Source organism: Aquibacillus albus, assembly GCF_016908325.1.
Lineage (GTDB): Bacteria > Bacillota > Bacilli > Bacillales > Amphibacillaceae > Aquibacillus_A > Aquibacillus_A albus.
In genome coordinates, this window is the sequence record NZ_JAFBDR010000031.1 from 23,246 (window position 1) to 48,103 (window position 24,858).

Here is a 24,858-nt window from a genome sequence, read left to right on the forward strand (position 1 = left end):
GCACTAGTAATATACTTAACTATATTTTACCATTTTGTTCTAGTTAATTCGATGTCCAATCACCACTAGAAATTTCTCTCAAACCGCTTACTTGCTCTTTACTATAAATATAAACATAAGCAGAGAATGTACCTGTTTCTGTGAACACTGTTTGCTCAATCCGCTCATATTCATTGTTATTGCCATTTTCCTCATAGTCCTCCAAAATATCGAGCTGAGCAAGCTCCTGATCAGTCACTTTGTACAATTCTCCATAAACACGTGTTTGATTATCACCTGTAGTAACAGCAGGATAACCACACCCGACATCGTATAACTTTCCATAAATCCAGCACTTTTTAGCAACTAGTTCAGCTTGTTTCAAAAAATGATGATTGTTTTCGTTAAGACGCAATGTTCCATAGACAAATACCAAATGCTGTTTCAAATGAATCACTCCTCGTACATTATATAGACCTCTTATCGCAAAACTTGATAGAAAGAATTTCACGATAAGTTAATGATAACCCCATTGGAAATAGATCAAAGGAAATTAAATCGAATATGGTTTGATTTATAAAAATAGATTACCATCATAAATAAACAACAAATCTCACATCACTGTCAAAAGCTTTGACATGAAGGTAAAAATAATGTACATTACCAAAGGAACGAACAATTGTATTTAACTAAACTAAATTATTCGTGTTTAGGAGTGTGCAACATGGAAAATGTGTTTGATTACGAAGATATTCAATTAATTCCTGCAAAATGTGTAGTGAATAGCAGATCTGAATGTGATACAACAGTAACATTTGGCGGACGTAAATTTAAGTTACCTGTGGTGCCTGCAAACATGCAAACAATCATAGATGAAAAGATTGCCCTTTATTTAGCAGAGAATGATTACTTTTATATAATGCATCGTTTTGAGCCAGAAAGTCGACTATCTTTTGTTAAGGATATGCAAGCACGTGAGTTATTCGCATCAATTAGTGTTGGCGTTAAAGAGGAAGAATACAGCTTTATTCAACAACTAGCAGATGAACAGCTTACACCGGAATATATTACGATTGATATTGCTCATGGACATTCCAATGCGGTAATCGAAATGATTAAACATATCAAAAAACACTTACCTGAAAGCTTTGTGATTGCCGGTAATGTTGGAACACCAGAAGCAGTAAGAGAATTAGAACACGCTGGTGCAGATGCGACAAAAGTAGGGATTGGTCCAGGAAAAGTATGCATTACAAAAGTTAAAACAGGATTTGGAACGGGTGGATGGCAGTTAGCTGCACTACGTTGGTGCGCAAAGGCAGCAAGTAAGCCTATTATTGCTGATGGAGGAATCCGTACCCATGGAGACATTGCAAAATCAGTTCGGTTTGGTGCTTCGATGGTGATGATTGGTTCCCTTTTTGCGGGACATGAAGAATCTCCAGGAGAAACCATTGAAGAAGAAGGAAAACTTTATAAGGAATATTTTGGTTCTGCTTCGGAATTTCAAAAAGGCGAAAAGAAAAATGTAGAAGGTAAAAAAATGATTGTCGAGCACAAAGGTTCTCTACAAGACACGTTGACAGAAATGGAGCAAGATCTTCAATCCTCCATTTCATATGCAGGTGGAAATAAATTAGACGCCATCCGAACAGTCGATTATGTTATCGTTAAAAATTCCATTTTTAATGGAGATAAGGTGTATTAAATTAAGAATAAGCCAACAAAATAATTACGGACGTAAAACGCAAAGATGACGACAATCTTTGCGTTTTTTTTATTTCAATGACCTATAAACAATTGAATTTTATATTAGTGAAGTCCCCAGGTACGCTCTCTTTTTCTTTTAATCCCTCTGCCGTGCACTTTTTCTCCTTTTTGCATCTACTATAGTAAATGGAAATAAAGGAGGAAAATGATGGAACAAGCACGTTTAATCCCATATAAGATTCAACAGGAGTTTGACAAAACAGATGAAATTCCTGCTGGGGTTGAAATGATTCAAGCACCAAAACTATGGGAAAAAGGGTTTGAAGGTCAAGATATCGTTATTGCAGTAATTGATACAGGCTGTGATAAGAATCATCCTGATTTAAGGAATCGAATAATTGGAGGAAGAAATTTCACATCAGATAATCGAGGAAATATTCGAAACTTCAATGATGGTAACGGTCATGGTACACATGTTGCCGGGACCATTGCAGCTACACTTAATAATCGTGGCGTTGCTGGTGTAGCCCCTAAAGCAAAGCTATTAATCTTAAAAGCTTTAGATAATAATGGTGGGGGAAGTTTTGATAGTATTATTCATGCAATTGAATATGCTACACAATGGCGCGGACGAAATAATGAAAGAGTTCGGGTCATGTCGATGTCTTTTGGTACTTCAACTGATTTACCAGAGCTTCATCAATCGATTCAAGAAGCAGTTGCTAACGATATCTTAGTTGTTTGTGCTGCCGGAAATGAAGGAGATGGAAATGCACGAACATCCGAACGCATGTATCCGGGGTATTATAAAGAAGTAGTCCAAGTGGGCGCTGTCGACCATGAAGGGAATATGGCTGCATTTACAAATACAAATGATGAAATTGACCTTGTCGCACCAGGTGTCGATGTTGTATCCACTTATTTGAACAGAAAGTATGCAAAGCTTTCCGGAACATCGATGGCAACACCACATGTTTCAGGAGCTGCCGCAATTATTATTGAGCAGATGGAAAAGGAATTTGACAGAACGTTAACAGAACCCGAAATTTATGCCCAACTGATAAAGGCCACGACTCCACTAAAAAATAGTAAAAAAGTAGAAGGAAATGGATTGATTACTTTGAATAAGGAACATGTAAGTTTTAATCGTTCATGTAACAAGACTCGCTCTTCAAGCTCTTCAAAAGCTAAAAATTCAAAATCTAAAGGGAATGGCTTTGTAGTTCCGGATGCAGAAGTATAGAATAATAGACTTTTTGAGTTGAAAGCCTTCTTATCTAACTCAAAAGAAAAATAAATAACGCCACCCCCATCTGGGGTGGCGTTATTTATTTCGACACAAAACGACACATTTTGGGCAGTGATAGGCACCATAGAAAAATTGTTTAATTCTAGAAAGTATAGTTTGTTTTTCACTTAAATATATTACATGCGTTGACAAACTAGTAATAATATTCATTGCTAGTTTAGTATTATGATACATTAATTTTTTAAAACTAGATTCCTCTATACGAATATACTGAATAGGTGTGAGGGCTGTGGCACAAATATCTTCTGAATAAAAGATAGAGCGATCTCCAAAAAACGCCCCAGGACCAATTACTTTTTTTGTTCCTTTGTCTTGATTGAATAGTTTCACATACCCATCCGCCAGATAGAAAGCTGCACTCTCCACTTGATCAGGAGCATAAATGGTCTCACCTTGCAGCTTATTAACTGTAACACCATAGCCATCTAATTCTACCAATTCTTCAGTCCTATCATGTGATCTAAGATTCAGAGAGAGAACTTTCATTATATCCCACCTTTAACTGTAAATATTTTTGTTCATTTATATTAAAATAAGGTGAATGAAAAGATTAAGTTATTGCTCATACTTTGTCAAGTATTAGCCACTTCGAAACATTCAGAAGCAATTTAGTTAAATGAAGGTGCCAGCCCCCTTGCTTAATCCCATTTTTCTAGTACTAGCGAATAATAGGGAGCATTTTTAACCTTTTATAAGAACAGTAGCATTAATTCCTTTCATTAAATAATAATCGCTCTATACGTCTACTGTACAGGCATTATGTCATTTTATTTAAGTCAACACTTTTGTTAGAATTTATTACAGTACATTGCATGATGTGCATAGTAATAATCATCAGGAGGAGATTAAGATCGCATTTAAAATGCCGCCAAAAGGAAAAACGTGTAGACTAGTAGCAACAACAAAAGTTGGAGAGGAAACACATATTTCTGTGCTTCATAACGAAGAAGGATTTGTTTATTTTAATCTAAGCGAAAAAGACAAACAACGCCAAGACATCCAAGAATATATAAGCGAACTACAGCCAAAGATTCAATCAGGAATCTATCAAGCTGAATTAGTTGATATGAAAAAAGAAGAAATTTGTTGTTAAAAAACCCTTATTTGAGGGTTTTTTATTTTACCTAAGAAGAATTATTGAGAAGCTTTCAATTTGTGGATTTCCATGCCATGCTTTGACACCTCATTGCGAAGATAATCTGTTTCATAACTATTATTTCTTATTTCTTTTAACAATTCCTTATGCCTGGCCTCATTTATCTGTCTATCTTGTTTAGCAGCTTGTTCCAAGCAGTCCATCCGGTCGCTGATGTTTTGTACAATACTATTGTTTTGAAGAATCATTTTATTATTCTCAGCCACCATATAGATAAGTTGCTCCATATGCGCTTCTATTCGATCCAAACGTGATTCGCTCATCAAAAACACCTCCCTTTGTTCATCATTATTATAGCACGAGTCTACCCTCACTCCCACGAAGGAAAAAGAAATTTTAATAATAGATTTTGTGCTGAAAATGCTCATCTTCTATGAAAACAAGTCCTTTCGATAATGATGCTAATGATTATATAATAGTGATTTAAAATTTCCAGCTTACACAACACTCGACATATTCTGACAATATTCTGTGATAACTAGGCACCGCAGAAAAACTATAACCTATTAATTAACTCATCAATATCATTTTTACTGTAATTACCAGCAACACCTGGTTTTAAACTCAAATAATCTACAATAGCTGTATCCTCCAATCCTAAAGTCGTTTTCAAACCGCTAATAATCATACTTAAATATTCGTTAGAAGGTTTGACGAAAGGAACATCCAAATCCCAATCAGCAGTAAAAGTGAAAATAGGGTATCCATCTTCTTTACCCAAATATAAAATAGTTCCGTACCATGAATCACGTAAGGTTTTGAATCCTTGCTTCATGATTTCGTCTAAATCTATATCTAATGTAACACCGTTATTTTCTTGTTTTACAACATCCATAAATTGCTCTGCTGTAATTAAATATTTTCTGCTATAAGTATGATGTTTTTCATCTTCACTCAATCCTATAAAAGCTACTCCTTGTTTTTGCCAACGAACAGAATTCTTTGCAAAATACAATGGGTAATGCATAATATGAGTTGCTTCGTTTACAGGAAGAGATTGATCGCTACACCCAATCTCCTCTTTTTCAGACCCTTTAGGTTTTCCACCCCTTATGTAACATAAAAAACGATCTCTATTTAAATTAGAACCATAACTTGCATACCATACATACTTTGTCTTTTTATCGATTATCACCACATCCTAAAAACTTTTTCCCCTATTATAGCATCATTACTACGCCTTGTTCAGTAGGGATCCTATTAAAATATACATACACCCTAACATTCGCAACCGTGAAACAATATTATTCGAGTGGTGACGAGCACCCTAGGAAAATGAATACGTAAGCGTTATACTTATATATAAGGTGAACGAAAATTCGCAAAACTCTGTTCATTTAACCTTAATTGGAAAAGAGGGCTATAAAAGTGGAAACGATAAAAGTAGCGAAGATTCATCAGAAGTTTTCGTCCGAAAAGATCGATGATATTTCAGGTGTGATTTCTAAGGAATTTTTAAAAGATGAAATAAGAAAAACGATAAAGCCTAGTATGAAAATAGCGATAACCGCTGGTAGTCGAGGTATTACAAACATCGCACTGATTCTTAAGGAAATTGGGATTCAGGTAAAAAAGCTAGGAGCTGAACCTTTTATTGTACCAGCAATGGGAAGTCACGGCGGAGCGACTGCGGAAGGTCAAGTTGATGTTTTACATTCTCTAGGTATTACCGAAGAATTTTGCGAGATGAAAATTCGTTCTTCCATGGACGTTATTCAACTCGGTACTACAAAGGATGGAGTTCCTGTTTATCAAGATAAACTAACACATACAACCGCTGATGGAGTTATTATAGCAGGAAGAATTAAATTACATACAGATTTTCACGGTGCGCATGAAAGTGGAATTGTCAAAATGGCCGCAATTGGACACGGAAACCATAAACAGGCTCAAACCATTCACACGCATGGTGTATATGGACTCCGTGATATGATGCCAGAGGTGGGGAAGGTTGTACTAGAAAAAGCCAATGTACTATTTGGTGTAGGAATTGTAGAAAATGCTTATGACCAAACAGCTGTTATTGAAACGATTCCGAAACAAAACATTGTGGAACGAGAAAAAGAACTTTTAAAATTGTCTAGTTCTCTGATGCCAAAATTACCAGTCGATGAGTTAGATATTTTGTTTGTCGATGAAATTGGTAAAGACTACAGTGGTACAGGGATGGATACAAATATTATCGGTCGCCTTAGAATCCTTGGCGAAGATGATTCCAACCTTAAACCGACAATAAAGTATGTCATTGCTGGAGACTTAAGTGACGCTTCACACGGAAACGCTCTGGGAATTGGATTAGCAGACGTAACGACAAAGCGCTTATTCCAAAAGATAGATTTCATTACCATGAATGAAAATGTTATTACAAGTAGTTTTCTTGATCGTGCTAAAATCCCAATTGTGCTAGATAATGATAAAAAAGCGCTAAAAACTGCACTAAGAGGTACATGGGGCGTATCAACGAACCAAGTACGGTTTATGCGAATACCAAATACGTTAAATTTAGAAGAAATCATTGTTTCCGAAACTATTTTTAATGAAGTGAAGGATATGGAGCACATAACTGTTATCGAGGAGTTAAAACCACTTGCATTTAATCAAAATGATGATTTGAGCCCATTTAGATTTTAACTCCACCATCGAATATTTTGGGACAAGGTTGTTATGTTAAATACTTACTATGACACGGAATGGCTCTCTTCCTCATTAAAATTTTTCACTAGATGTTGATATGTATCAGGATTACGTTGACATACTCGGACCCATGCATCTACACAGTCAGCGTCAAAATGGCTGCCTTTTTCTTCTAGGATTACCTTCATTGCTGCTTCATTAGTCCATGCCTTTCGATAAGATCGGTTTGAAGTAAGCGCATCATAAACATCTGCAACAGCCAGTATTCTTGCCAGAAAAGGGATTTCTTTTCCTTTTAAACGATCTGGATATCCACTGCCATCCCATCTCTCATGGTGATAGCGGATGATATCCAGTTCTTCTTTCATAAAACCTAACCTCTTGCACATTTCATATCCCGTTACTGGATGTAGTTCAATCATCGCTCTTTCCTCTTCAGTCAGTTGGCCGGGCTTGTTAAGAATATGATCAGGAACCTGTAATTTTCCAACATCATGAACTACTCCTCCCTGAGCCAATGCGCGAAGTTGATCAGGTGTTACACCCATTTCTTCTGCAATTTGTAACGCAAACAAGGCCACTCGGAAATTATGACCAGCTGTATATTCATCACTAGCTTCTGTAGCAACTACTAATGCTTTAATACTTGGAGATATGCATGCTTCTATCCGTTCAACTGGATTCGAATGAAAAAGAGATTTTACCGCCATCGTAACCGAAGACTTGGAAGCATACTGTCGAACCAATCCTATTAGCATCATAATCACCGAGAACAGCAACAAGAAATGATAGAGCCACCAGCTTATTCTCCACATCTCTCCTAATATCATAATAACTTGAGAAACCATCAGCCAACACGTGCTATAAACAATCGTCAATTGAAGCGGCAGTCGTGAGAAACGGTAGGAATACATATAGCGAATAATAGCATGAAGACTAAGAGTAATAATCATGGCAGTGATTAACCAATTTAATGGATTTTGATTAACAGGAATTACATTTGCGAGCTGCGGAAATAGCATGGCCAGTACACAACACACCCCTAGAATAATAGTCCAGACCGGAACTAACCATTTCTGAAAGGAAGATATATATAACACGACAGGATGATCGGAAGACAACGACGATAGCCATAACCAAAAAACGGCAAACAAAATACTCAGCTGTGCTGCAACACCAGGCAAACTAGAAGCATCAATAATAAATCCAGGTGTTGCTAATCCATGCAAAGCAAATATTTCAGTTAACGATATAAAAGCTAACGATAAAAAAGTAACATGAATATTACGTAGTTTTGTACCAGACACTCCTACCGCCAAAGATATGACGGTTGACAGGAGTGCCACCATACTAACAATAATAAAATGTTCCTTTGGGACTGAAATAATCAAATCTATAGAAGGTTCCAATTTCAAGTAGATAAATAAAGAAAGCGGAACCATTGTTGCGATAAAAGGACCTATCCAGTAGGAAAACTTCTGCAAAACCTATCCCTCCAACCAAGTAACGAAAAAATACAGTAATAAGAATAGCATACTTTATGATTAATTCGACATTATGTTCTGTACTCCTTCTTTTCACGACCTTTTTCTACAACGAAAAAAATGCTAGTACTTATGAAGTCACTTCCATAAGCACTAGCATATAATTGTTGACCATAACAAATTAACAAACACTGTGTAACATTACTGTGAAACAATATTATTCGGGCGGTGACAGTCACCGCATAGGTTTGATTTTCCAAATTTCTTCTCCATATTCTTTAATGGTTCGATCACTGGAAAAATATCCTGAATTTGCTATGTTTATGATTGATTTTTTTAGCCATTCCTCTTGGTTAACATAGGCATGCGCTACTTTGTTCTGAGTTTCTACATAAGAAGAGAAGTCTTTAAGGACAAAGTATTCATCATGATTTAATAAGCTGTAATAAATGGATTTGAAATCGGCTTTTTCTTTAGAAAGAGGTCCATTAATAAATTGATCTAGTATGTATATCAACCGTGGATCTTGATTGTATACTTCTCTTACGATATAATTCCCTTCCGCGTAATAGCGCAATACTTCTTCCGGTTTTAATCCGAACAGAAATAAATTTTCGAAACCAGCCGCTTCTGCAATTTCTATATTTGCACCATCATGAGTTCCAATCGTAAGGGCACCATTCATCATAAATTTCATGTTTCCTGTACCTGATGCTTCTTTGCTTGCAGTTGAGATTTGCTCACTAACATCTGTAGCAGGGATGATACGTTCAGCATCAGAAACACCATAATTCTTTATAAAAACAACTTTTATTTGATCTCGAATCGTTTTATCTTGATTGACGATATCAGCTACGGTATTAATTAACTTGACGATGTCTTTTGCCAGATGATAACTTGGAGCAGCCTTCCCTCCAAAAATGAATGTCCTAGGTGTTATCACAAGATTCGGATCTGCTTTTATCCGTCGATATAGATCTATAATATGAAAAACATTCAATAATTGTCTTTTATACGCATGCATTCGTTTAATATGAACATCAAAAATAGAAGATGGGTCAACAACAACGCCACTATCCTTATAAATCCAATTTGCTAAATTTTGTTTGTTATAAGCTTTCACCTTTGCGATATCTTCTTGAAATCCTCGATCATTACTAAAGTTAGTCAGATTTTGTAATGCAGTCGGATTATTGATCCATGAAGAACCAATTGCCTCTGTTATTGTCCCTGCTAAACATGAATTCGCGACAAGAAGCCAACGTCGATGAGATATACCATTGGTTTTATTGGTAAATTTGTTGGGCATAATCGATGCAAAGTCTTTCATCAATTGATTTTTTAATATGTTACTATGCAACTTGGATACGCCATTGACATAGTGACTTCCAACGACAGCAAGATGTGCCATTCGTATTTGATTGTCCGCGATGATGGCTAAATCGCTAATTTTATCCCAGTTACTAGGAAACTTTTTCCATAGATCTCGACAAAACCGTTCGTTTATCTCTTCAACAATCATATAAATCCGCGGCAATAGTGTTCGAAAAAGTTCAATTGGCCAAGTCTCTAATGCCTCTGAAAGAATCGTGTGATTTGTATAAGAAATCGTATTCGATGTAATCTCCCAAGCATCTTTCCAAGAAAACCCTTCCTCATCCATCAATATTCGCATTAACTCAGGTATGGCAAGAACAGGATGTGTATCATTCGTATGAATGGCAATTTTATTTGAAAATTCCTTAAGATCTTGATGAACTTTTTTATACCGACTAACAATACTTTGTAAGCTTGCAGATACTAGAAAATATTGCTGTTTAAGCCGTAGCACTCTACCTTCTTCGGTAGAATCGTCTGGATATAAAAACTCTGAAATCTCTTCTGTCCTCCGTTTGTATTCTACAATCTTATGGTAATTATGGTTTGATAGCTCCGACAATTCAAAATCTTTCATGATTGATTCTGCACTCCATAATCGGAGTGTATTAACGGTCTCATTATGATATCCAACCATTGGCATATCATAAGGGACAGCTATAACCGGCTCATAGTTTATGTGCTCGAAAAACAAGTCACCATTAGCTTCACGCATATGAACTTCGCCCCCAAAACGGACTTCGAAGGCTTGGTCGGATTTTCTAATTTCCCAAACATTACCTTCTTTTAGCCAGTAATCAGGAACTTCAATTTGGTACCCATCCATTATTTTTTGCTCAAACAACCCGTACTTGTAGCGAATACCACACCCATGCCCAGGCATATTTAACGAAGCTAACGAATCCATAAAATCAGCAGCGAGCCTGCCGAGCCCTCCGTTTCCCAGCCCTGCATCAGGCTCTTTCCCTTCCAATTGTTCCATATCAATCCCTAATTCCATAAGCCCTTCCTTACAAATAGAATAAACACCAAGGCTTAATAAATTATTTTTCAATTGTTTCCCAAGTAAAAATTCCATGGATAAATAGTAAACCTGTTTGCTTTCATTTTCTTCATAAAAATCTGTCGTGTTAACCCAAGATGAACTGATAAACTCCCTCACCATACAACCAAGCGTCTGATATTGATCAGAAGGGGTCGTCTCCTGAACTTCTTTCCCGTGCATGGAAACTAACCGATCTAAAAAGGTTGCCTTAAACGTGTCTTTATTTTCAAACATCTAAGTTGTCACCGCCTCTTCACGTAGACACAATTGATGATAAAGTGTACGATATTTTTTGGCTGACTGCTTCCAACTAAAATCATGAACAGTTCCATTTCGAACAATTTTCTCCCATTGCTGTGGATCTTGGTAAAAAGATATCGCTCTCCGAATCGTATGCAGCATGTCATGTGCATTGTAATTCATAAAGCTAAAGCCGTTACCTTCTCCTGTATACTCATTAAACGGTTGAACGGTATCCTTTAAACCACCTGTTTCACGAACAATAGGAACAGTTTGATACCTAAACGAAATGAGTTGACTTAGGCCGCATGGTTCAAACAACGAAGGCATTAAAAATAAATCAGCACCGGCATATATTTGTCTCGACATTGCTTCATCAAACTTCAACTGTAAAGAAAACTTTTCAGAATATCTGGAAGCTATTTCAGAAAGAAGTTGTTCATATTTAGGTTCACCCGTTCCTAAAATAACAACTTGTATATCATCCTGAAGTAACTCATCAAGTACGCGTACGACAAGGTCTAATCCTTTCTGTTCAACTAACCTTGTGATCATTGCAACCATTGGAACCTGACGTTCTGGTAACCCTACCAATTGTTGTAATACTTTTTTATTTACGTATTTCCCGCTCCAATCACGATATTGCTCGATAAGAGAGACATCGGATGCAGGGTCATAGCTTACCGTATCGATTCCATTAATCACTCCATATAAATCGTTATGTCTTTTCCGTAGCAAGCCATCCAACCCTTCTCCAAAAAACGGATATTGAATTTCTTTCGCATACGCATCACTAACTGTTGTAATAATATCTGCGTACACGAGGGCCCCTTTCATAAAATTGATGCAGCCATGAAATTCTAAGGCTTCTGGATGGAAATATTCAGGACCGAGCTCAACAACATCCCCTAACAAATGACTGGAAAAAATCCCTTGGTATTTTAAGTTATGGATTGTAAACATTGTTTTTACATTTTCATAAAAAGCTTCCTTTTTATACTGCGCCTCCATATACACAGGAACCATTGCCGTTTGCCAGTCATGTACATGTATTATGTCGACTTTTTCGATTACTTTCGGTATCATTTCTAGGACAGCTTTTGAAAAAAAGGTGAATCGTTCTGCTTCATCAAGATCATCCGAATATCCATAAATGTTATCCCGGCCAAAGTAATACTCATTATCGATAAAATAATAATTAATCCCATCCAGATGAAGGGTATCGACTCCACAATACTGCTTCCGCCAGCCTAATGAAATTTCACCACGGTACACCGACTCCATCCGCTGTTTGTATTCCTCGGGTATCGCTTTATATTTTGGAAGGAAAACGTCAATCACGTTTCCCTCTTTCCTTAATGCTTGTGGTAAGGAGCCAATAACATCTGCTAAACCACCTGTCTTCACAAATGGAGTACTTTCAGACGCAACAAAAACAATGTTCATATTATCTGCTCTCCAACTATTTTTTGCTTCGTTACTACTTTAGGATTATTTGGCGTTCCTTCTATGTGCTCATAAGGAAAAATCACTACCTCTTTATCAATGATGGCACCATCTAACTCTGCATTTTCACCAATTTGGGACTTTTGCATAACGATACTATTTTTTACCGTTGCACCTTTTTTTACGTGGACCCCGCGAAAAAGAATACTATTTTCTACGTTCCCTTCGACCACACAACCATTAGCGATAATAGCATTTTTTACTTCAGAGGAAGCGGAATACTTGGCTGGTGGCTCATCTTTCAATTTCGTATAAATCTCATTTGGCTTAAGTAGCCATTCATTTAGAAAATAAGGATCTAATAATTCCATATTATATCGGTAGTAATCTTGAATACTATTAATCTTCTGTACGTATCCATCATATTCATAACCTTTAATATTACATGTTAAATCGCAATTTTTTAACACATCTAATAAACTTCGATATTTATTCGCATTGGTTTTAATGGACTCAATAAATTTATCTTTTTTCATCACAAAAATATCAAGAGAGCCATAAGGACTGTCTGTTTCATTAAAGCTGGTAATGTTTTGAAAATCGTCCATTGTTATATCAGTAAAGGAAACATCATGGACTTCCTTTTCTTTATAGACAACCGTAACATCGGCACCAGACTGTATATGTTGTTTAATTACCGGTTGAAAATCAATGTTCATTACTAAACTACCAAAAGATATTAAGACATACTCTTGTCTGCTTTTCTCTAAATAATCGATATGTTGATTTAAGACAGAAAAATCATCACGATTGTCAAAAGTTGAATTTTTCGGAAAAATAAATAACCCTTCCTGTTTATACTCTAGATCCCAATCCTTGCCCGAGCCAAGGTGATCAAAGAGAGAACGATAATTAGGAGGCGTGAAAATAGCAATATTTCTTATTTTGGAATGAACCATGCTAGACAATATAAAATCGATAATCCGGTATCTTCCTCCATACGGGAGAGATGCATGACAGCGGCGAGCGGTTAATGCATGTAATTCATGATTTTCTTGCGTTACATTAATAATACCTAGTACATTATTTTTCAATTACTCTATCTCCTTTCATTCACAAACAGTGGGATATCGTTTTTATATGTGGAGGTTTGATCAATTAATTCAATAGGTCCATCATGTTGACCAATTGTTACACCATCTGGAATGATCGCTCCTTCTCCGATTATGGAGCGCTCAATTTTAACATTTCGACCGATTTTTGCATGTGGCATAATAACGGAATCCTTTATAGAAGCTCCAACATCAACTTCTACTCCGTAAAATAAAACGGAATGGTCAATGCTTCCATTGATGATACAACCATCATTCACCATGGAACGACTAACCTTCGCCTCTTTTCCAACATATTGAGGTGGCATATTAGGGTTAACAGATTTGAGTCGCCAATTTGAATTTTTCAGATTTAAAGCGGAATCATCGTCTAATAAATCTAAGTTTGCCTCCCAAAGACTCTCGACAGTACCAACATCTTTCCAATACCCTTCAAATTGATAGGCATATAGAGAACAATTCTCTCTTAACATCATTGGAATAATATCTTTACCAAAATCATTACTAGATGTTGCTGTTTTCTCATCTTCTTTTAAATACCTCTTCAATAGTGACCAGTTAAAAACATATACGCCCATTGACGCAAGGTTGTTTTTTGGTTGCTCTGGCTTTTCTTGAAAATCTATAATACGGTTATGATCATCTGTATTCATAATTCCAAATCGGCTCGCTTCTTGACAAGGTACCTGGATGACTGATATCGTTCCATCTGCTTTGTTTTTCTCATGTTCTTCCAGCATCTTGCTATAATCCATGTTATATATGTGATCTCCTGAAATAACGAGTACATAGTCAGGCTCATACTGTTCAATAAAGCATATATTTTCATAAATAGCATTGGCTGTTCCTTTATACCAGCGTCCTCCTTGCTGTTTCTGAACATATGGAGGTAATATTTTTAGTCCGCCACACTTTCGGTCTAAATCCCACGGAGCCCCTACCCCAAGATAACTGTTTAAAAGAAGTGGTTCATATTGCGTCAAAACTCCAACCGTATCTATTCCGGAATTCGCGCAATTACTTAATGTAAAATCTATAATTCGATATTTCCCCCCGAATGGAACAGCAGGCTTAGCAACGCTTTTTGTTAGGTTCGACAAGCGTTTTCCTTCCCCACCAGCTAAAAGCATAGCTACTACCTCTTTACGACTCATCCTCTTCCCCTCTTTCGACTATTTTTTCTTCTAAGACCGCCACTTCAAGTAGCGGAACATTCATTTCCAATGAATAGTGTTGGTTATGGAAAGGTGTTCGTTCTGTCGCAAAAGTAGAAGCATTTACAACATCCGATCCTCCAAACCTTTCATCATCACTTTTAAAAACTTCCATGTAGTCTGTCTGTTTAGGTATACAAATTTGATTTACCAACTCGCTACAGGATAAATATGAGTACTAAGCTTATGATAGTTAAGTAGATGGTTTTCTTGAAGAAATCGATAAATATCATATTCGTAATCACTAATTACAAAAGGCGACATGAACCACTTTCCTTTCCCGAAAAATTATTGACTCTTAAATGTATGCGAAGATGAATAAAAAATTGACTCTTTTTCTACAAAAGTGGAATAAATATTTTTGGATGGATGACAAATAGAAGATTTCAAACATGGCAACAATCATAACGTTTTCACAATTTCATACTTGTTCGACTCATCCCAACTATCTTGAAAAACAACCTCACAAACAAGCAATCGCTTTCATTTAAGAAAATGAATGATTATTCACTAATGTGTATAAAGGGACAGAGGGACAGGTTCCTTGTCCCAAAAATAGTAAAGATTTAATTCACAGGCTCTGTTAAAGGATAATATATTAGTATATTTTCGACTCATAATTAAGCATAGAAAAACAACGTTAGGTTTTCTTACATAAAGGTGTAAATGTTATGAATAAGCTGATATTCTTATATCAGAATATTAAAACAATTAGGAGGGAACAATCATTAGAAAAACAAAAAATATCCGTCTATTTTCATTTACATTTTTAGCACTTGCTGTAAAAATGTTTGTTGGAAGATAGGACGAAGTGGCTTTACAAGAATCTAACCTAGGCTAAATGAATGAAGAAACAGTGAAAATAAAATATAAAATCTTACTTAAACGATTTATTCAAATATTCAAACATTAACACCTCCTTGAACGTCAAGGGGGTTTTTGTTTTCTTGAATCAACATAGACTATAGGTAATACTTGTTATATTAGAATCGACTCACTCAGTAAAAATGACACACTTCAAAAATTCACGAATAATAATAGTATTAATTCAGCTAGATTATTTGAAAGGATGTCTATAGTGAGTAATAAACATATAAGAACTAACCAACATAATAAGGAACAACCAAATATTCTTATTTTAATGGTTGATCAAGAACGTTTTCCGTCCGTCTATGAATCCAAAGAATTAAAGCAGTGGCGAAAAGAAAATTTAATTACACAAAATCTATTACGTAAAAATGGCATGGAGTTTTTAAACCATTATGCAGGAAGTACGGCTTGTTCTCCAAGTCGAGCAACTTTATATACAGGGCAGTATCCTTCCCTTCATGGAGTTACTCAAACGACTGGGGTAGCCAAAGAAGCCTTTGATCCAGATGTTTTTTGGCTTGATCCTAATTCAGTTCCCACGATGGGAGATTATTTTCGAACAGCAGGATATCGAACCTTTTGGAAAGGGAAGTGGCACGCTTCAGATGAAGATATTCTAGTTCCGGGTACACACAATGCTTATCCTAGTTATAATTCGGCTACAGGTGTTCCTAGTAAAGAAAAAGAAGCAATCTATCAAAAAGCAAACCTCTTGAACTCCTTTGGCTTCTCTGACTGGATTGGACCAGAACCCCATGGAACAAACCCTCGGAATTCAGGGTCATCAGCCGCAATTGGTACAAGTGGCCGAGATGAGGTGTATGCAGAAGATACCGTAAAGCTAATTGAGTCCTTAGATGAACAATCAAACCAAGACGAATCCCCCTGGTTTATTATGTGTTCTTTTGTCAATCCACATGATATTGCATTATACGGTGTGCTAACCGCTCTGTCTCCAGCATTTAATTTTAAAGTCGATTCTACTCTTCCTCCTATTTCACCAGCTCCGACTGTTCGAGAATCCCTCTCGACTAAACCACTAGCTCAGGAAAGCTATCGTATTACTTATCCGAAAGCACTCCAACCAATCATTGACAACAATTATTATCGACAACTATATTACAGTTTGCAAAAACAGGTGGATGACGAAATGAACAAAGTCTTTCATGCTCTTAAACATTCAAGCTTCTATGAAAATACAATCGTATTATTTACATCTGACCATGGCGAACTTCTCGGAGCACATGGTGGTCTCTATCAAAAATGGTATAACATGTATGAAGAATCTATTCACGTACCATTGATCATCCATAGTCCGAAGCTCTTCACTCAATATGAAACTACCGACATGTTGACAAGTCATGTTGATATCCTACCAACTCTACTAGGATTAGCTGGTATCAATGAAGAAATAATCCAAAAGAAGCTTTCAAAAGACCATACGGAAGTTCATCCATTAGTAGGAAGGAATTTGAGCCCACTCATCACAGGGAGCAATCAATTTTTCAGAGCTGATGAACCCCTTTATTTTATGACCGATGACGACATTACAAGAGGATTAAACCAAACCAGTGCAACGGGCGAACCTTACGAATCGGTAACCCAGCCCAATCACATCGAAGCAGTAATTACCACAGTAAAGACAGGAAATAATAATGAGAAGGAAATTTGGAAATTTGCACGTTACTTTGATAACCCTCAGTTTTGGAGCGACCCTGGGAGTAGTGATACGGTACAAACAGAAGGCGAACCAATTGATAACAAACATAATGACCAATGCTCGCTTTGTATAACCACAACAAAAACAACCCCTGTACCAAATCAGTATGAATTATACAATTTAACAACAGACCCATTAGAAGAAATTAACCTAGCTAATCCCTCTAATGCAACACCAAAATCAAAAATTATACAGCAACTTTTAACTACAACACTTGAAAACCAATGCAACCAAAAAAGGCTATACCCAACAAGTGGAGAAGTTCCAGGTAAACCATCCTGTCAGTGTAACGGGGAAAGTTAATGGGAAAATTTTTCAGCACTTCGTTTTTCTATTCTTCACCCTAAAAATATCCGTTATCGCATTTCACAAACGAGTACGATAACGGATGTTTTCCTTGTTCAGTTTATTCACTTCTGAGACACATTAAAACTTACACTCGAATACACTGAGTCATAATACCTAAATTAGAATGAGGGATAGTATGATACAAATTACGGGAATGCCATTTCAACTGAGTGACCAGTGGCCGTCTAATAGCACAGAAAAATTAATCATACAACAGATACAAGCCGATCCAATCGTATATTCGTATCAATCCATCGATGAACTATTGTTTGAACTCAAGTTGCGTAAAAACATCCTAGTAAGTGCAAGAGCAATGAATCAAGGTCACGCACAGTTTGCACCATTTGCAAAATCTTATTGTAATCCTGAATACTGGGAATTAACAAAAAATGGCGGATTCCAACTGAAACCTGGTATGTTACCGTCTGAAGCAATTCAAGATATTTACAAGAATAGCTCACTATATGGGTTTGAATGTGCCACGGCAAAAGTAATTATTTATTACCATGCCGTTTTAAATAGCATTGGTGAACAGTTATTTAACCAATTATTTGCAAACCTTTACTTATACAGCTGGCATTTTGACCCTGACCTTAAAATACAAACCTTAAATACGAATCACTTTATTCCTGGAGATGTTGTCTATTTTAACAATCCGGACGTTGATCCGGAAAGGTCGTGGTGGAGAGGAGAAAATGCTGTTGTTCTCGGAGATGGAACATATTTTGGACATGGATTAGGAATAAGAACCGCTGATCAAATCATTCAGGCACTGAACAAAAGGAGAAAGCCAGAAAGTGATCAATCAGCTTATCTGACGAATTTAGTTACAAGGCCTTCCTTTAGCCATTTGGCAAAAATTTCGATGCTGTCCCGAAATTATCCTGCATATAAAATACCACTTATCGCCATACACCATAATGAAAGCTCGATTTCGTGTGGACAATATCTTATCTATTTAAATAACGTATACAATCAAATTACCTATACAAACCCGTTCATATGGTAAGGGTAAGCTCCTGGGTGTGGGATTTGTCCCCATGTCCCGGGAGCTTCATGCCTCATTTCTTGCAATACTTCTAACCTTATTAACTAACCATTTTCAGCTCGTGTGAATAGTTCTCTTTCCCTTATAAGGAATTTTTTACTAGTAACCAACATAAAATGTTAATAAGTGTTTTGGAATTGGAAAATAGTGGGCAAGATTGAACTACACTATATTATTAACAAGGAGGAACGAAGCATATGGTGTTATCATACATAACTTATATTTTGTTTTTTGGAGCTGCTTTTTTTGCAAGCTATAAATATGTAACATATATGATGAAGAATACAGATGTCAAGCTTACCGTTAATATGATTGTTGCTAGTATGATTAATTTATTAGTTTATTCTCTAGCAGCCTTTGGTTGGGTGTTACATGCTTTACAAATGAATGAAGCAGTGATTTTTAACGGGATTAAGCTTGGGTTTTGGCTATTCTTAATCAGCGAAATGTTTCTAATAACGACGATGCTATACAAATATAGAAAAAATGAAATAATGAGTAATTTTGAAGAAAGCTGGAAATTCACAAAAACGAACAGTTTGAAGGTCTATGAAGGTCTAAAAAAGGTTCGGAAAATCTCCCCCTTTTCATAAGTAAAGGCAAACATAATGTTGACTGAAGGCTAAACAAGGACAAGGCACCCCTTGTCCCTATCATTCATCTTTCATCGATATTTTCATTCCTTTTTTTAAAAGCAAAGTAAAAAAAGCAACCATTTAAAAACGTCAATGCGATAAAACCGATGAATACATTGCTATAAATAATCTCTTGATCTTGGCCAATCGCAAATGGATTCAGTTTCACATCACTTTCATAATCTAATATTTTTCCTATTATGGCGCCACCGAAGGCACCAGCCATAAAATTACATAAGTTATAGATACCCATTCCAACCCCAATTTCATGTTTAGGGAGAACCGTTGAGATCAAATTAGCAGTGGCCGTTTGGATAAAGGGAAAAGCAATAAAGCTTACTATAATCACAATGCTTATTACCCATGCAGCACTTCCAATAAAGGTGGATAACAAAAAGAAACCAGTCATCATAAGCGCAAAAGCAAGATAGACAACTTGCTGACTACCCCGCTTATCGGTAAGAATCCCTGCCCATCTACCAGTTAAAGCAGCAGCCATCGCACCTGGAAATAACGTAAGCCCGATAAATAGCGTATTTAACCCATTAACCTCATCTAACAAAAGAGGCATCATAAACATCATGCCAAACATCACCATGATTGCCAAAAAACCGCTAATAATCGTTGTTCGGTATGGGGCATTGCGAAACAAGTCAGGATTTATAAACGGATAGTCACTATTAAATATTCTCCATCCAAACAACCCAAAAAACACAAGGCTTATGACGATGAACCCCCAATTAAAGATGGTAATAAACAGAATTAGACAAGCTACCGCTAGCGCAATAAACACAGCACCAAGAACATCTACTTTTCCTGCTTTTTTCTCCTCTTCAGGCATCCAGATTCGAAAAAAAGGTATGGTCACTAACACGAAGGCGGAAATTAAAAATAAATATTGCCAATTCAGTGCACCAGCGACAAAACCACCGATTACTGGCCCAACCCCAGAGGCAAAAGCCATCGTACTTGATACAATTCCTAATACCCTACCTCTTTCTTTCGGAAAATACCTGGATGGCACAATAAAAGCCAATGCAACAATAGAAGATGCCCCTGTCGCTTGAATCATACGTGAAAAAACCACCAGCAAAAAGTTTGGTGATAAAAATCCCAAAATAGAACCTGCTGCAAATAAGCTAAGTCCAATCGTCAATAGTGTTTTTAAAGGGTAGATATCAGCTAGCTTCCCATACATCAATGCACCGATGGCATAAAGAATAATGTAGCCTGTTACGACCCAACTTACCTGTGACGGCAACAGGTAAAATGATTTTGCAATATCAGGTACTGCAATCATGAACATCGTCCCATTCATGACAGAAAATAGTAAAACAGAACACATCAGGAAGATGATCTTCTTTTTTTCTGACTTGGTTAGATTATATTCTACACTAAGTTGCCCAGCGATTGTTGTCACTTCTTTCATCTTCCTTTCGTCAATTTAATTAACCCTACCCCATTATCATAGACAGTACACGCCATAAAAATCCAATAAAGTGAATTCGAAGAGGGGTCTGACCCCCTCTGTGGACATTTGTCCTCGCTGGGTGGACACTTTGAAATTGGGGAATGTCTTCTTACATAAATAATTGTAGAGCTTAGTTTCGCAATCTGTATGTGCTATATTGATTTTTTTTAAACAAAAGAAGGAAAGAAAAAGGACTATTCCCCTTTTTCTTTCCTTCTATTTCATCACGCTATCAACTTACACCTCTTCCGAACGGTCGGTAGCTGGAGGTGGCGCAACAGATAACTCGGAAATTTGATTGCGCCATTCTGGAGTCATTTCAATATTCAGCGCTTCTAATGAAGGCTCTAGCTGCTCCAGGTTACGTGCACCGATAATCGGAGCAGTGACACTTGGATTTTCCATCACCCATGCAACAGCAAGAGATGCTGGATGTACACCATGATCAGCCGCATATTGTGTAAAGCGATCAGCAGTTTCATAGTACTGATCTTGGCCATAACGTTTACGATAGTTATCCTGTTCCAATAATCGACCTTGCTGCGGCTTTTGGCCACCTCTATATTTTCCAGTGAGCAAACCACCACCAAGTGGACTATAAGAGATAACACCGATATCTTCCGAGGATGCAAATGGTAAGATCTCTACCTCTGCCTGGCGCTTCACAAGATTATACATTGGTTGAATACACTCAAAACGAGCCAGGCTTTCTTTCGCTGATATTCCTAATGCTTTTGCAATTTGCCAGGCTGCCCAATTACTAACTGCTGGATATAAAATTTTCCCTTGACGTTGAAGATCATCCATAGCACGTAATGTCTCCTCGATTGGGGTATTTGGATCAAATGAATGAACAAAATAAAATTCAATTCGATCGGTATTCAATCTGCGCAGGCTGTTCTCTACTTCCATCATAATATGGCGTCTAGATAATCCTCTGTTATTAATGTCATCACCCATTGCACCAAAAACTTTCGTCGTTAATACAATTTCATCTCGATTATCTGCCATACATTTTCCTAGAATTTCTTCTGCCCGTCCGCCATTATAAACATTAGCGCAATCAAAGAAGTTAATACCAACCTCTCTACAACGATCAAACATTGCCTTTGAGGTTGCTTCATCAGCTATTCCCCCGAACGACATCGTTCCAAAACAAAGGCTCGATACGTTAATACCTGTTTTTCCGATTGTGCGATATTCCATAACATTTATTCCTCCTATTTTATGTAATAGATATAAACTTCTAGATTTCTACTGTTGTTTCCTTTTTGGATTTATACAAAATATTTTTTTCAATATTAATTCCCTTTTTCACTAACCAATCATCTCCTGCTATCTCTTTCACAATAAGATTCACAAAATGGTCACTTTTTCCACTGTTTGATGCATTGCATAATACGTTATGATTAATAGATAAACATTTATACGTATCTAGCAATCAAAGCATTTGCATGAAAAGAATGGAATTTCTCTTCTTAGGATGCTTATATACTAGGGGGGGAAATAGGTGTTAGAATACAAGATTCACAGTAAAGATGCCGCCAAAGGATATGTAGTCCTTCTCCACGGTTTAGGCGGGAGCTCGGCGATATTTTATAAACAAATGAAACAGTATCAACAACATTTTAATGTGATTACGCTTCACTTACCTGGACACGGTAATTCCCCGAGTGTTAGTAATTACACTGGTTTTTCTTTTTCCATTGTTGCCGGTGAAGTTATCAAAACATTGGATTACTTAAAAATAAAGCATGCTCATTTTGTTGGCATTTCTTTAGGCTCTGTCATTATCCATTACATCTTAAAAGAAAGACCAAAAATAGTTAAAAGTGCAACACTAGCAGGAGCAATGACTAGATTTAACCTTTTCTCTAACGTATTGTACACGCTTGGGAAGCTCATTAAATCTATTACACCACATGTTTGGATTTACAATCTGTTTGCATATATGATTATGCCAAAATCAAACCACAAGAAATCCAGGAGCATTTTTATTAAAGAAGCAAAGAAAATGCGAAGAGAAGATTTCATTGGTTGGTTTGATGCAATAAATGATCTAAAAGAAAGCTATTTACAAGTACAAACAAGAGCAAAAGGTATCCCGAAGCTTTATGTATCAGGCAATCAAGATCATCTATTTATAGATTCTCTAAAAAAAGATATTAAACAGGATGAAGATGCTCATATGAGAATCATCGAAAATTGTGGACACGTTTGCAACCTAGATGGGTTTCAACAATTTAATAAAATAAGCTTGGAATTTTTAAAACTTCAAGAGAAGGCGGTAAGGAAAATTTCTTAAACTCCTTCTACAATCATGACTACACTACATTGCTTGGGGTGAGCAAATTGAACATATTTTTAACAGGATCCACAGGGTTTCTAGGTGGAAAACTAATGAAAAATCTTTTAAAGGATACCAACCACCATTTATTTGTTCTTGCGAGAAATAGACAAAAAGCAAGTGAATTAAAAAGCACTTTTACTAGCACCGAACAAAATAGAATTCACTTGCTGATTGGTGATATTACACGTCCAAACTGCGGCTTGCAGGCGGAGCAAATAAAAGACCTTGAGGGGAACGTAGATTGCTTTTACCATTCTGCAGCTTTAGTAAAATTTGACCAACACTTAAGGGACGAGTTATTTGCAATAAATTACGACGGAACAAAAAATGCGCTAGAGTTAGCAAGAGTAATGGACGTACAAAAATTTTATTATGTCAGCACAGCTTATACGGTGGGGCAAAGATCAAAAGGTGTGGAACAACTCTATTCACCTGCTGTTTCCTATAACAATCCTTATGAAGAAAGCAAAGTAAAATCTGAACACCTTGTATTTTCTTACAAAAATGAAATGGAAGTGTCTATTTTCAGACCTTCCATCATTGTTGGAGATTCTAATACAGGAGAAGCGGACTCCCAATTCACACTGTATGGATTTATGAGGGCATTAGATGTTTTTAAACGAAAGATTTTGCGCAAAGAAACGACTTTAAATACTACTTATCGTATTATTGCTAATCGTGCAGGTACTTCGAATTTTGTGCCAGTCGATTATGTAGCGGAAGTATTAAGTTTAGCACTGCTAAATGCAGAGAAGAATAAAATTTATCATATTACCAATCCTAAGCCTCCTAGTAACTGGGAGCTAATCAATATGTTTAAACAAGCGTTAAGTTTTGATCGCCTTTCTATTGTAGAAAACTTCGAGAACTATAAATTAAGTGCTGAAGAAGAAAAACTTAACCGAATGGTTGATGTGTTTAAAGTCTACCTTGCTACAAATATTGAATTTGAAGATCACAATACACAAAAACTCATTCACAACACACAAGTCACGCACCTAAATATGTCCAATGACACAATCCAAATGATTATCAACGCATATTTTAAGACCAATCAAAACCTGTGGGGGGTCTGACCCCTCAAAAAGACATTTGTCCACACAGTGCGGACACTATATTGTACATGTATTTATAAATAATAGGAATTTCTATAAACTATAAGTGCTTAAGGTAAAAGGACACAAATTTCAGAGAAATAGTAGGTGATAATGATGATAGAAATTAAAACATCGAAAATAAGTGATGGAGCATTTAATAGAGGAGTGTTTGCTACGCGTGATATAAAAAAAGGAGAACTGATTCACGAAGCACCAGTTATCCCTTATCCGAATAGGGATCACGATTTCATAGAAAAAACAATCCTCGATGATTATGTGTTTGAATATGGCCAAAATCATAGTTGTGTTGTTTTGGGTTACGGTGCATTATTTAACCATTCCTATCAACCAAATGCTGAATATGATATTAATTTTAGCAATCACACGTTTACTTTTTCGGCGTACAAAGATATAAAAGTAGGAGAAGAGATCTTTATAAACTACAATGGCGAGGTTGACAACAACGATCCCTTATGGTTTAATATTGACTAATTTTTTCCAAGAAATCAAAGGGGTCTGTAAGCTTACCCCTGTCAAGTAGACACATAAGGTTTGGGGTCATGCTGCCAATTTACTTTTATATTGAACTGGAGCTGATGATCCTAAGCCTTTT

At 36.5% G+C, this 24,858-nt stretch carries 23 protein-coding genes; 10 read left to right on the top strand and 13 right to left on the bottom strand.

Annotated features, from left to right (window positions below; all coding sequences use genetic code 11):
* Window positions 1–43: 43 nt before the first annotated feature.
* On the bottom strand, window positions 44–427 hold the full coding sequence (locus JOC48_RS19110; protein ID WP_204502007.1) for a gamma-glutamylcyclotransferase family protein: 384 nt from the start codon (window positions 425–427) through the stop codon (window positions 44–46).
* A gap of 276 nt (window positions 428–703) precedes the next feature.
* Between JOC48_RS19110 and guaC the strand changes: the two genes are divergently transcribed.
* Window positions 704–1,687: a GMP reductase gene (guaC, locus tag JOC48_RS19115; RefSeq protein WP_204502008.1), complete on the top strand. Its 984-nt coding sequence runs from the start codon at window positions 704–706 to the stop codon at window positions 1,685–1,687.
* A gap of 210 nt (window positions 1,688–1,897) precedes the next feature.
* Complete coding sequence (locus JOC48_RS19120) at window positions 1,898–2,932, top strand: S8 family peptidase (RefSeq protein ID WP_204502009.1); 1,035 nt, start codon at window positions 1,898–1,900, stop codon at window positions 2,930–2,932.
* An 81-nt stretch (window positions 2,933–3,013) separates the two neighbouring features.
* On the opposite strand, the gene JOC48_RS19125 is transcribed toward JOC48_RS19120, so the two are convergent.
* The gene (locus JOC48_RS19125) at window positions 3,014–3,484 is read right to left on the bottom strand and encodes a Crp/Fnr family transcriptional regulator (protein WP_204502010.1); all 471 of its coding nucleotides are present in this window, start codon (window positions 3,482–3,484) and stop codon (window positions 3,014–3,016) included.
* A gap of 322 nt (window positions 3,485–3,806) precedes the next feature.
* On the opposite strand from JOC48_RS19125, the gene JOC48_RS19130 reads away from it, so the two are divergent.
* Window positions 3,807–4,091 (top strand): hypothetical protein, encoded by a 285-nt coding sequence (locus tag JOC48_RS19130; protein ID WP_204502011.1) that lies wholly within the window; start codon window positions 3,807–3,809, stop codon window positions 4,089–4,091.
* Window positions 4,092–4,132: 41 nt separating this feature from the next.
* Here JOC48_RS19130 and JOC48_RS19135 read toward each other — a convergent pair whose 3' ends face one another.
* Together JOC48_RS19135 and JOC48_RS19140 are read right to left on the bottom strand one after the other, a co-directional pair.
* A complete protein-coding gene (locus tag JOC48_RS19135) occupies window positions 4,133–4,417 on the bottom strand; it encodes a hypothetical protein (RefSeq protein ID WP_204502012.1) in 285 nt (94 codons plus the stop codon).
* Window positions 4,418–4,650: 233 nt separating this feature from the next.
* The gene (locus JOC48_RS19140; RefSeq protein WP_239584482.1) at window positions 4,651–5,289 is read right to left on the bottom strand and encodes a hypothetical protein; all 639 of its coding nucleotides are present in this window, start codon (window positions 5,287–5,289) and stop codon (window positions 4,651–4,653) included.
* A gap of 233 nt (window positions 5,290–5,522) precedes the next feature.
* Between JOC48_RS19140 and JOC48_RS19145 the strand changes: the two genes are divergently transcribed.
* Window positions 5,523–6,785, top strand: coding sequence for a nickel pincer cofactor-dependent isomerase, group 22 (locus tag JOC48_RS19145; RefSeq protein ID WP_204502013.1), 1,263 nt, complete (start codon window positions 5,523–5,525; stop codon window positions 6,783–6,785).
* Window positions 6,786–6,832: 47 nt separating this feature from the next.
* Here the strand turns inward: JOC48_RS19145 and JOC48_RS19150 are convergent, their stop codons facing one another.
* The 6 genes from JOC48_RS19150 to JOC48_RS19175 all read right to left on the bottom strand — a co-directional run bounded on the left by JOC48_RS19150 (window position 6,833) and on the right by JOC48_RS19175 (window position 14,860).
* Window positions 6,833–8,272 carry an HD-GYP domain-containing protein gene (locus JOC48_RS19150; protein ID WP_204502014.1) on the bottom strand — a complete coding sequence of 480 codons (1,440 nt, stop codon included), beginning with the start codon at window positions 8,270–8,272 and terminating at the stop codon, window positions 6,833–6,835.
* A gap of 235 nt (window positions 8,273–8,507) precedes the next feature.
* Window positions 8,508–10,928, bottom strand: coding sequence for a glycogen/starch/alpha-glucan phosphorylase (locus JOC48_RS19155; RefSeq protein WP_204502015.1), 2,421 nt, complete (start codon window positions 10,926–10,928; stop codon window positions 8,508–8,510).
* Window positions 10,929–12,380, bottom strand: a complete 1,452-nt coding sequence (gene glgA / locus JOC48_RS19160; protein WP_204502016.1) for a glycogen synthase GlgA — start codon at window positions 12,378–12,380, stop codon at window positions 10,929–10,931.
* Window positions 12,377–13,474, bottom strand: coding sequence for a glucose-1-phosphate adenylyltransferase subunit GlgD (gene glgD, locus JOC48_RS19165; RefSeq protein WP_204502017.1), 1,098 nt, complete (start codon window positions 13,472–13,474; stop codon window positions 12,377–12,379). Before glgD ends, glgA begins: the two co-directional genes overlap by 4 nt.
* A 5-nt stretch (window positions 13,475–13,479) precedes the next feature.
* Complete coding sequence (locus JOC48_RS19170; RefSeq protein ID WP_204502018.1) at window positions 13,480–14,646, bottom strand: glucose-1-phosphate adenylyltransferase; 1,167 nt, start codon at window positions 14,644–14,646, stop codon at window positions 13,480–13,482.
* Window positions 14,636–14,860 (bottom strand): alpha amylase C-terminal domain-containing protein, encoded by a 225-nt coding sequence (locus JOC48_RS19175; protein WP_275580780.1) that lies wholly within the window; start codon window positions 14,858–14,860, stop codon window positions 14,636–14,638. Before JOC48_RS19175 ends, JOC48_RS19170 begins: the two co-directional genes overlap by 11 nt.
* Window positions 14,861–15,784: 924 nt before the next feature.
* Here JOC48_RS19175 and JOC48_RS19180 point away from each other — a divergent pair.
* From JOC48_RS19180 to JOC48_RS19190, 3 genes are all read left to right on the top strand, one after another.
* Complete coding sequence (locus tag JOC48_RS19180; protein ID WP_338024352.1) at window positions 15,785–17,599, top strand: sulfatase family protein; 1,815 nt, start codon at window positions 15,785–15,787, stop codon at window positions 17,597–17,599.
* A 181-nt stretch (window positions 17,600–17,780) separates the two neighbouring features.
* Entirely contained in the window at window positions 17,781–18,653 is an 873-nt protein-coding gene (locus tag JOC48_RS19185) for a protein-glutamine gamma-glutamyltransferase (protein WP_204502021.1), read from the top strand.
* A gap of 236 nt (window positions 18,654–18,889) precedes the next feature.
* On the top strand, window positions 18,890–19,285 hold the full coding sequence (locus JOC48_RS19190) for a hypothetical protein (protein WP_204502022.1): 396 nt from the start codon (window positions 18,890–18,892) through the stop codon (window positions 19,283–19,285).
* 64 nt (window positions 19,286–19,349) lie between these two features.
* On the opposite strand, the gene JOC48_RS19195 is transcribed toward JOC48_RS19190, so the two are convergent.
* From JOC48_RS19195 to JOC48_RS19205, 3 genes are all read right to left on the bottom strand, one after another.
* Entirely contained in the window at window positions 19,350–20,756 is a 1,407-nt protein-coding gene (locus JOC48_RS19195; protein WP_204502023.1) for an MFS transporter, read from the bottom strand.
* A gap of 279 nt (window positions 20,757–21,035) precedes the next feature.
* Window positions 21,036–22,004, bottom strand: a complete 969-nt coding sequence (locus JOC48_RS19200) for an aldo/keto reductase (protein WP_204502024.1) — start codon at window positions 22,002–22,004, stop codon at window positions 21,036–21,038.
* A gap of 40 nt (window positions 22,005–22,044) precedes the next feature.
* On the bottom strand, window positions 22,045–22,239 hold the full coding sequence (locus JOC48_RS19205; RefSeq protein ID WP_204502025.1) for a hypothetical protein: 195 nt from the start codon (window positions 22,237–22,239) through the stop codon (window positions 22,045–22,047).
* A gap of 69 nt (window positions 22,240–22,308) precedes the next feature.
* Between JOC48_RS19205 and JOC48_RS19210 the strand changes: the two genes are divergently transcribed.
* The 3 genes from JOC48_RS19210 (at window position 22,309) to JOC48_RS19220 (ending at window position 24,737) form a co-directional block, all read left to right on the top strand.
* Window positions 22,309–23,103, top strand: coding sequence for an alpha/beta fold hydrolase (locus JOC48_RS19210; RefSeq protein ID WP_204502026.1), 795 nt, complete (start codon window positions 22,309–22,311; stop codon window positions 23,101–23,103).
* A gap of 38 nt (window positions 23,104–23,141) precedes the next feature.
* Entirely contained in the window at window positions 23,142–24,224 is a 1,083-nt protein-coding gene (locus JOC48_RS19215) for an SDR family oxidoreductase (RefSeq protein WP_338024353.1), read from the top strand.
* A gap of 135 nt (window positions 24,225–24,359) precedes the next feature.
* The gene (locus tag JOC48_RS19220) at window positions 24,360–24,737 is read left to right on the top strand and encodes an SET domain-containing protein (protein WP_204502028.1); all 378 of its coding nucleotides are present in this window, start codon (window positions 24,360–24,362) and stop codon (window positions 24,735–24,737) included.
* The last annotated feature ends 121 nt before the right edge of the window (window positions 24,738–24,858 follow it).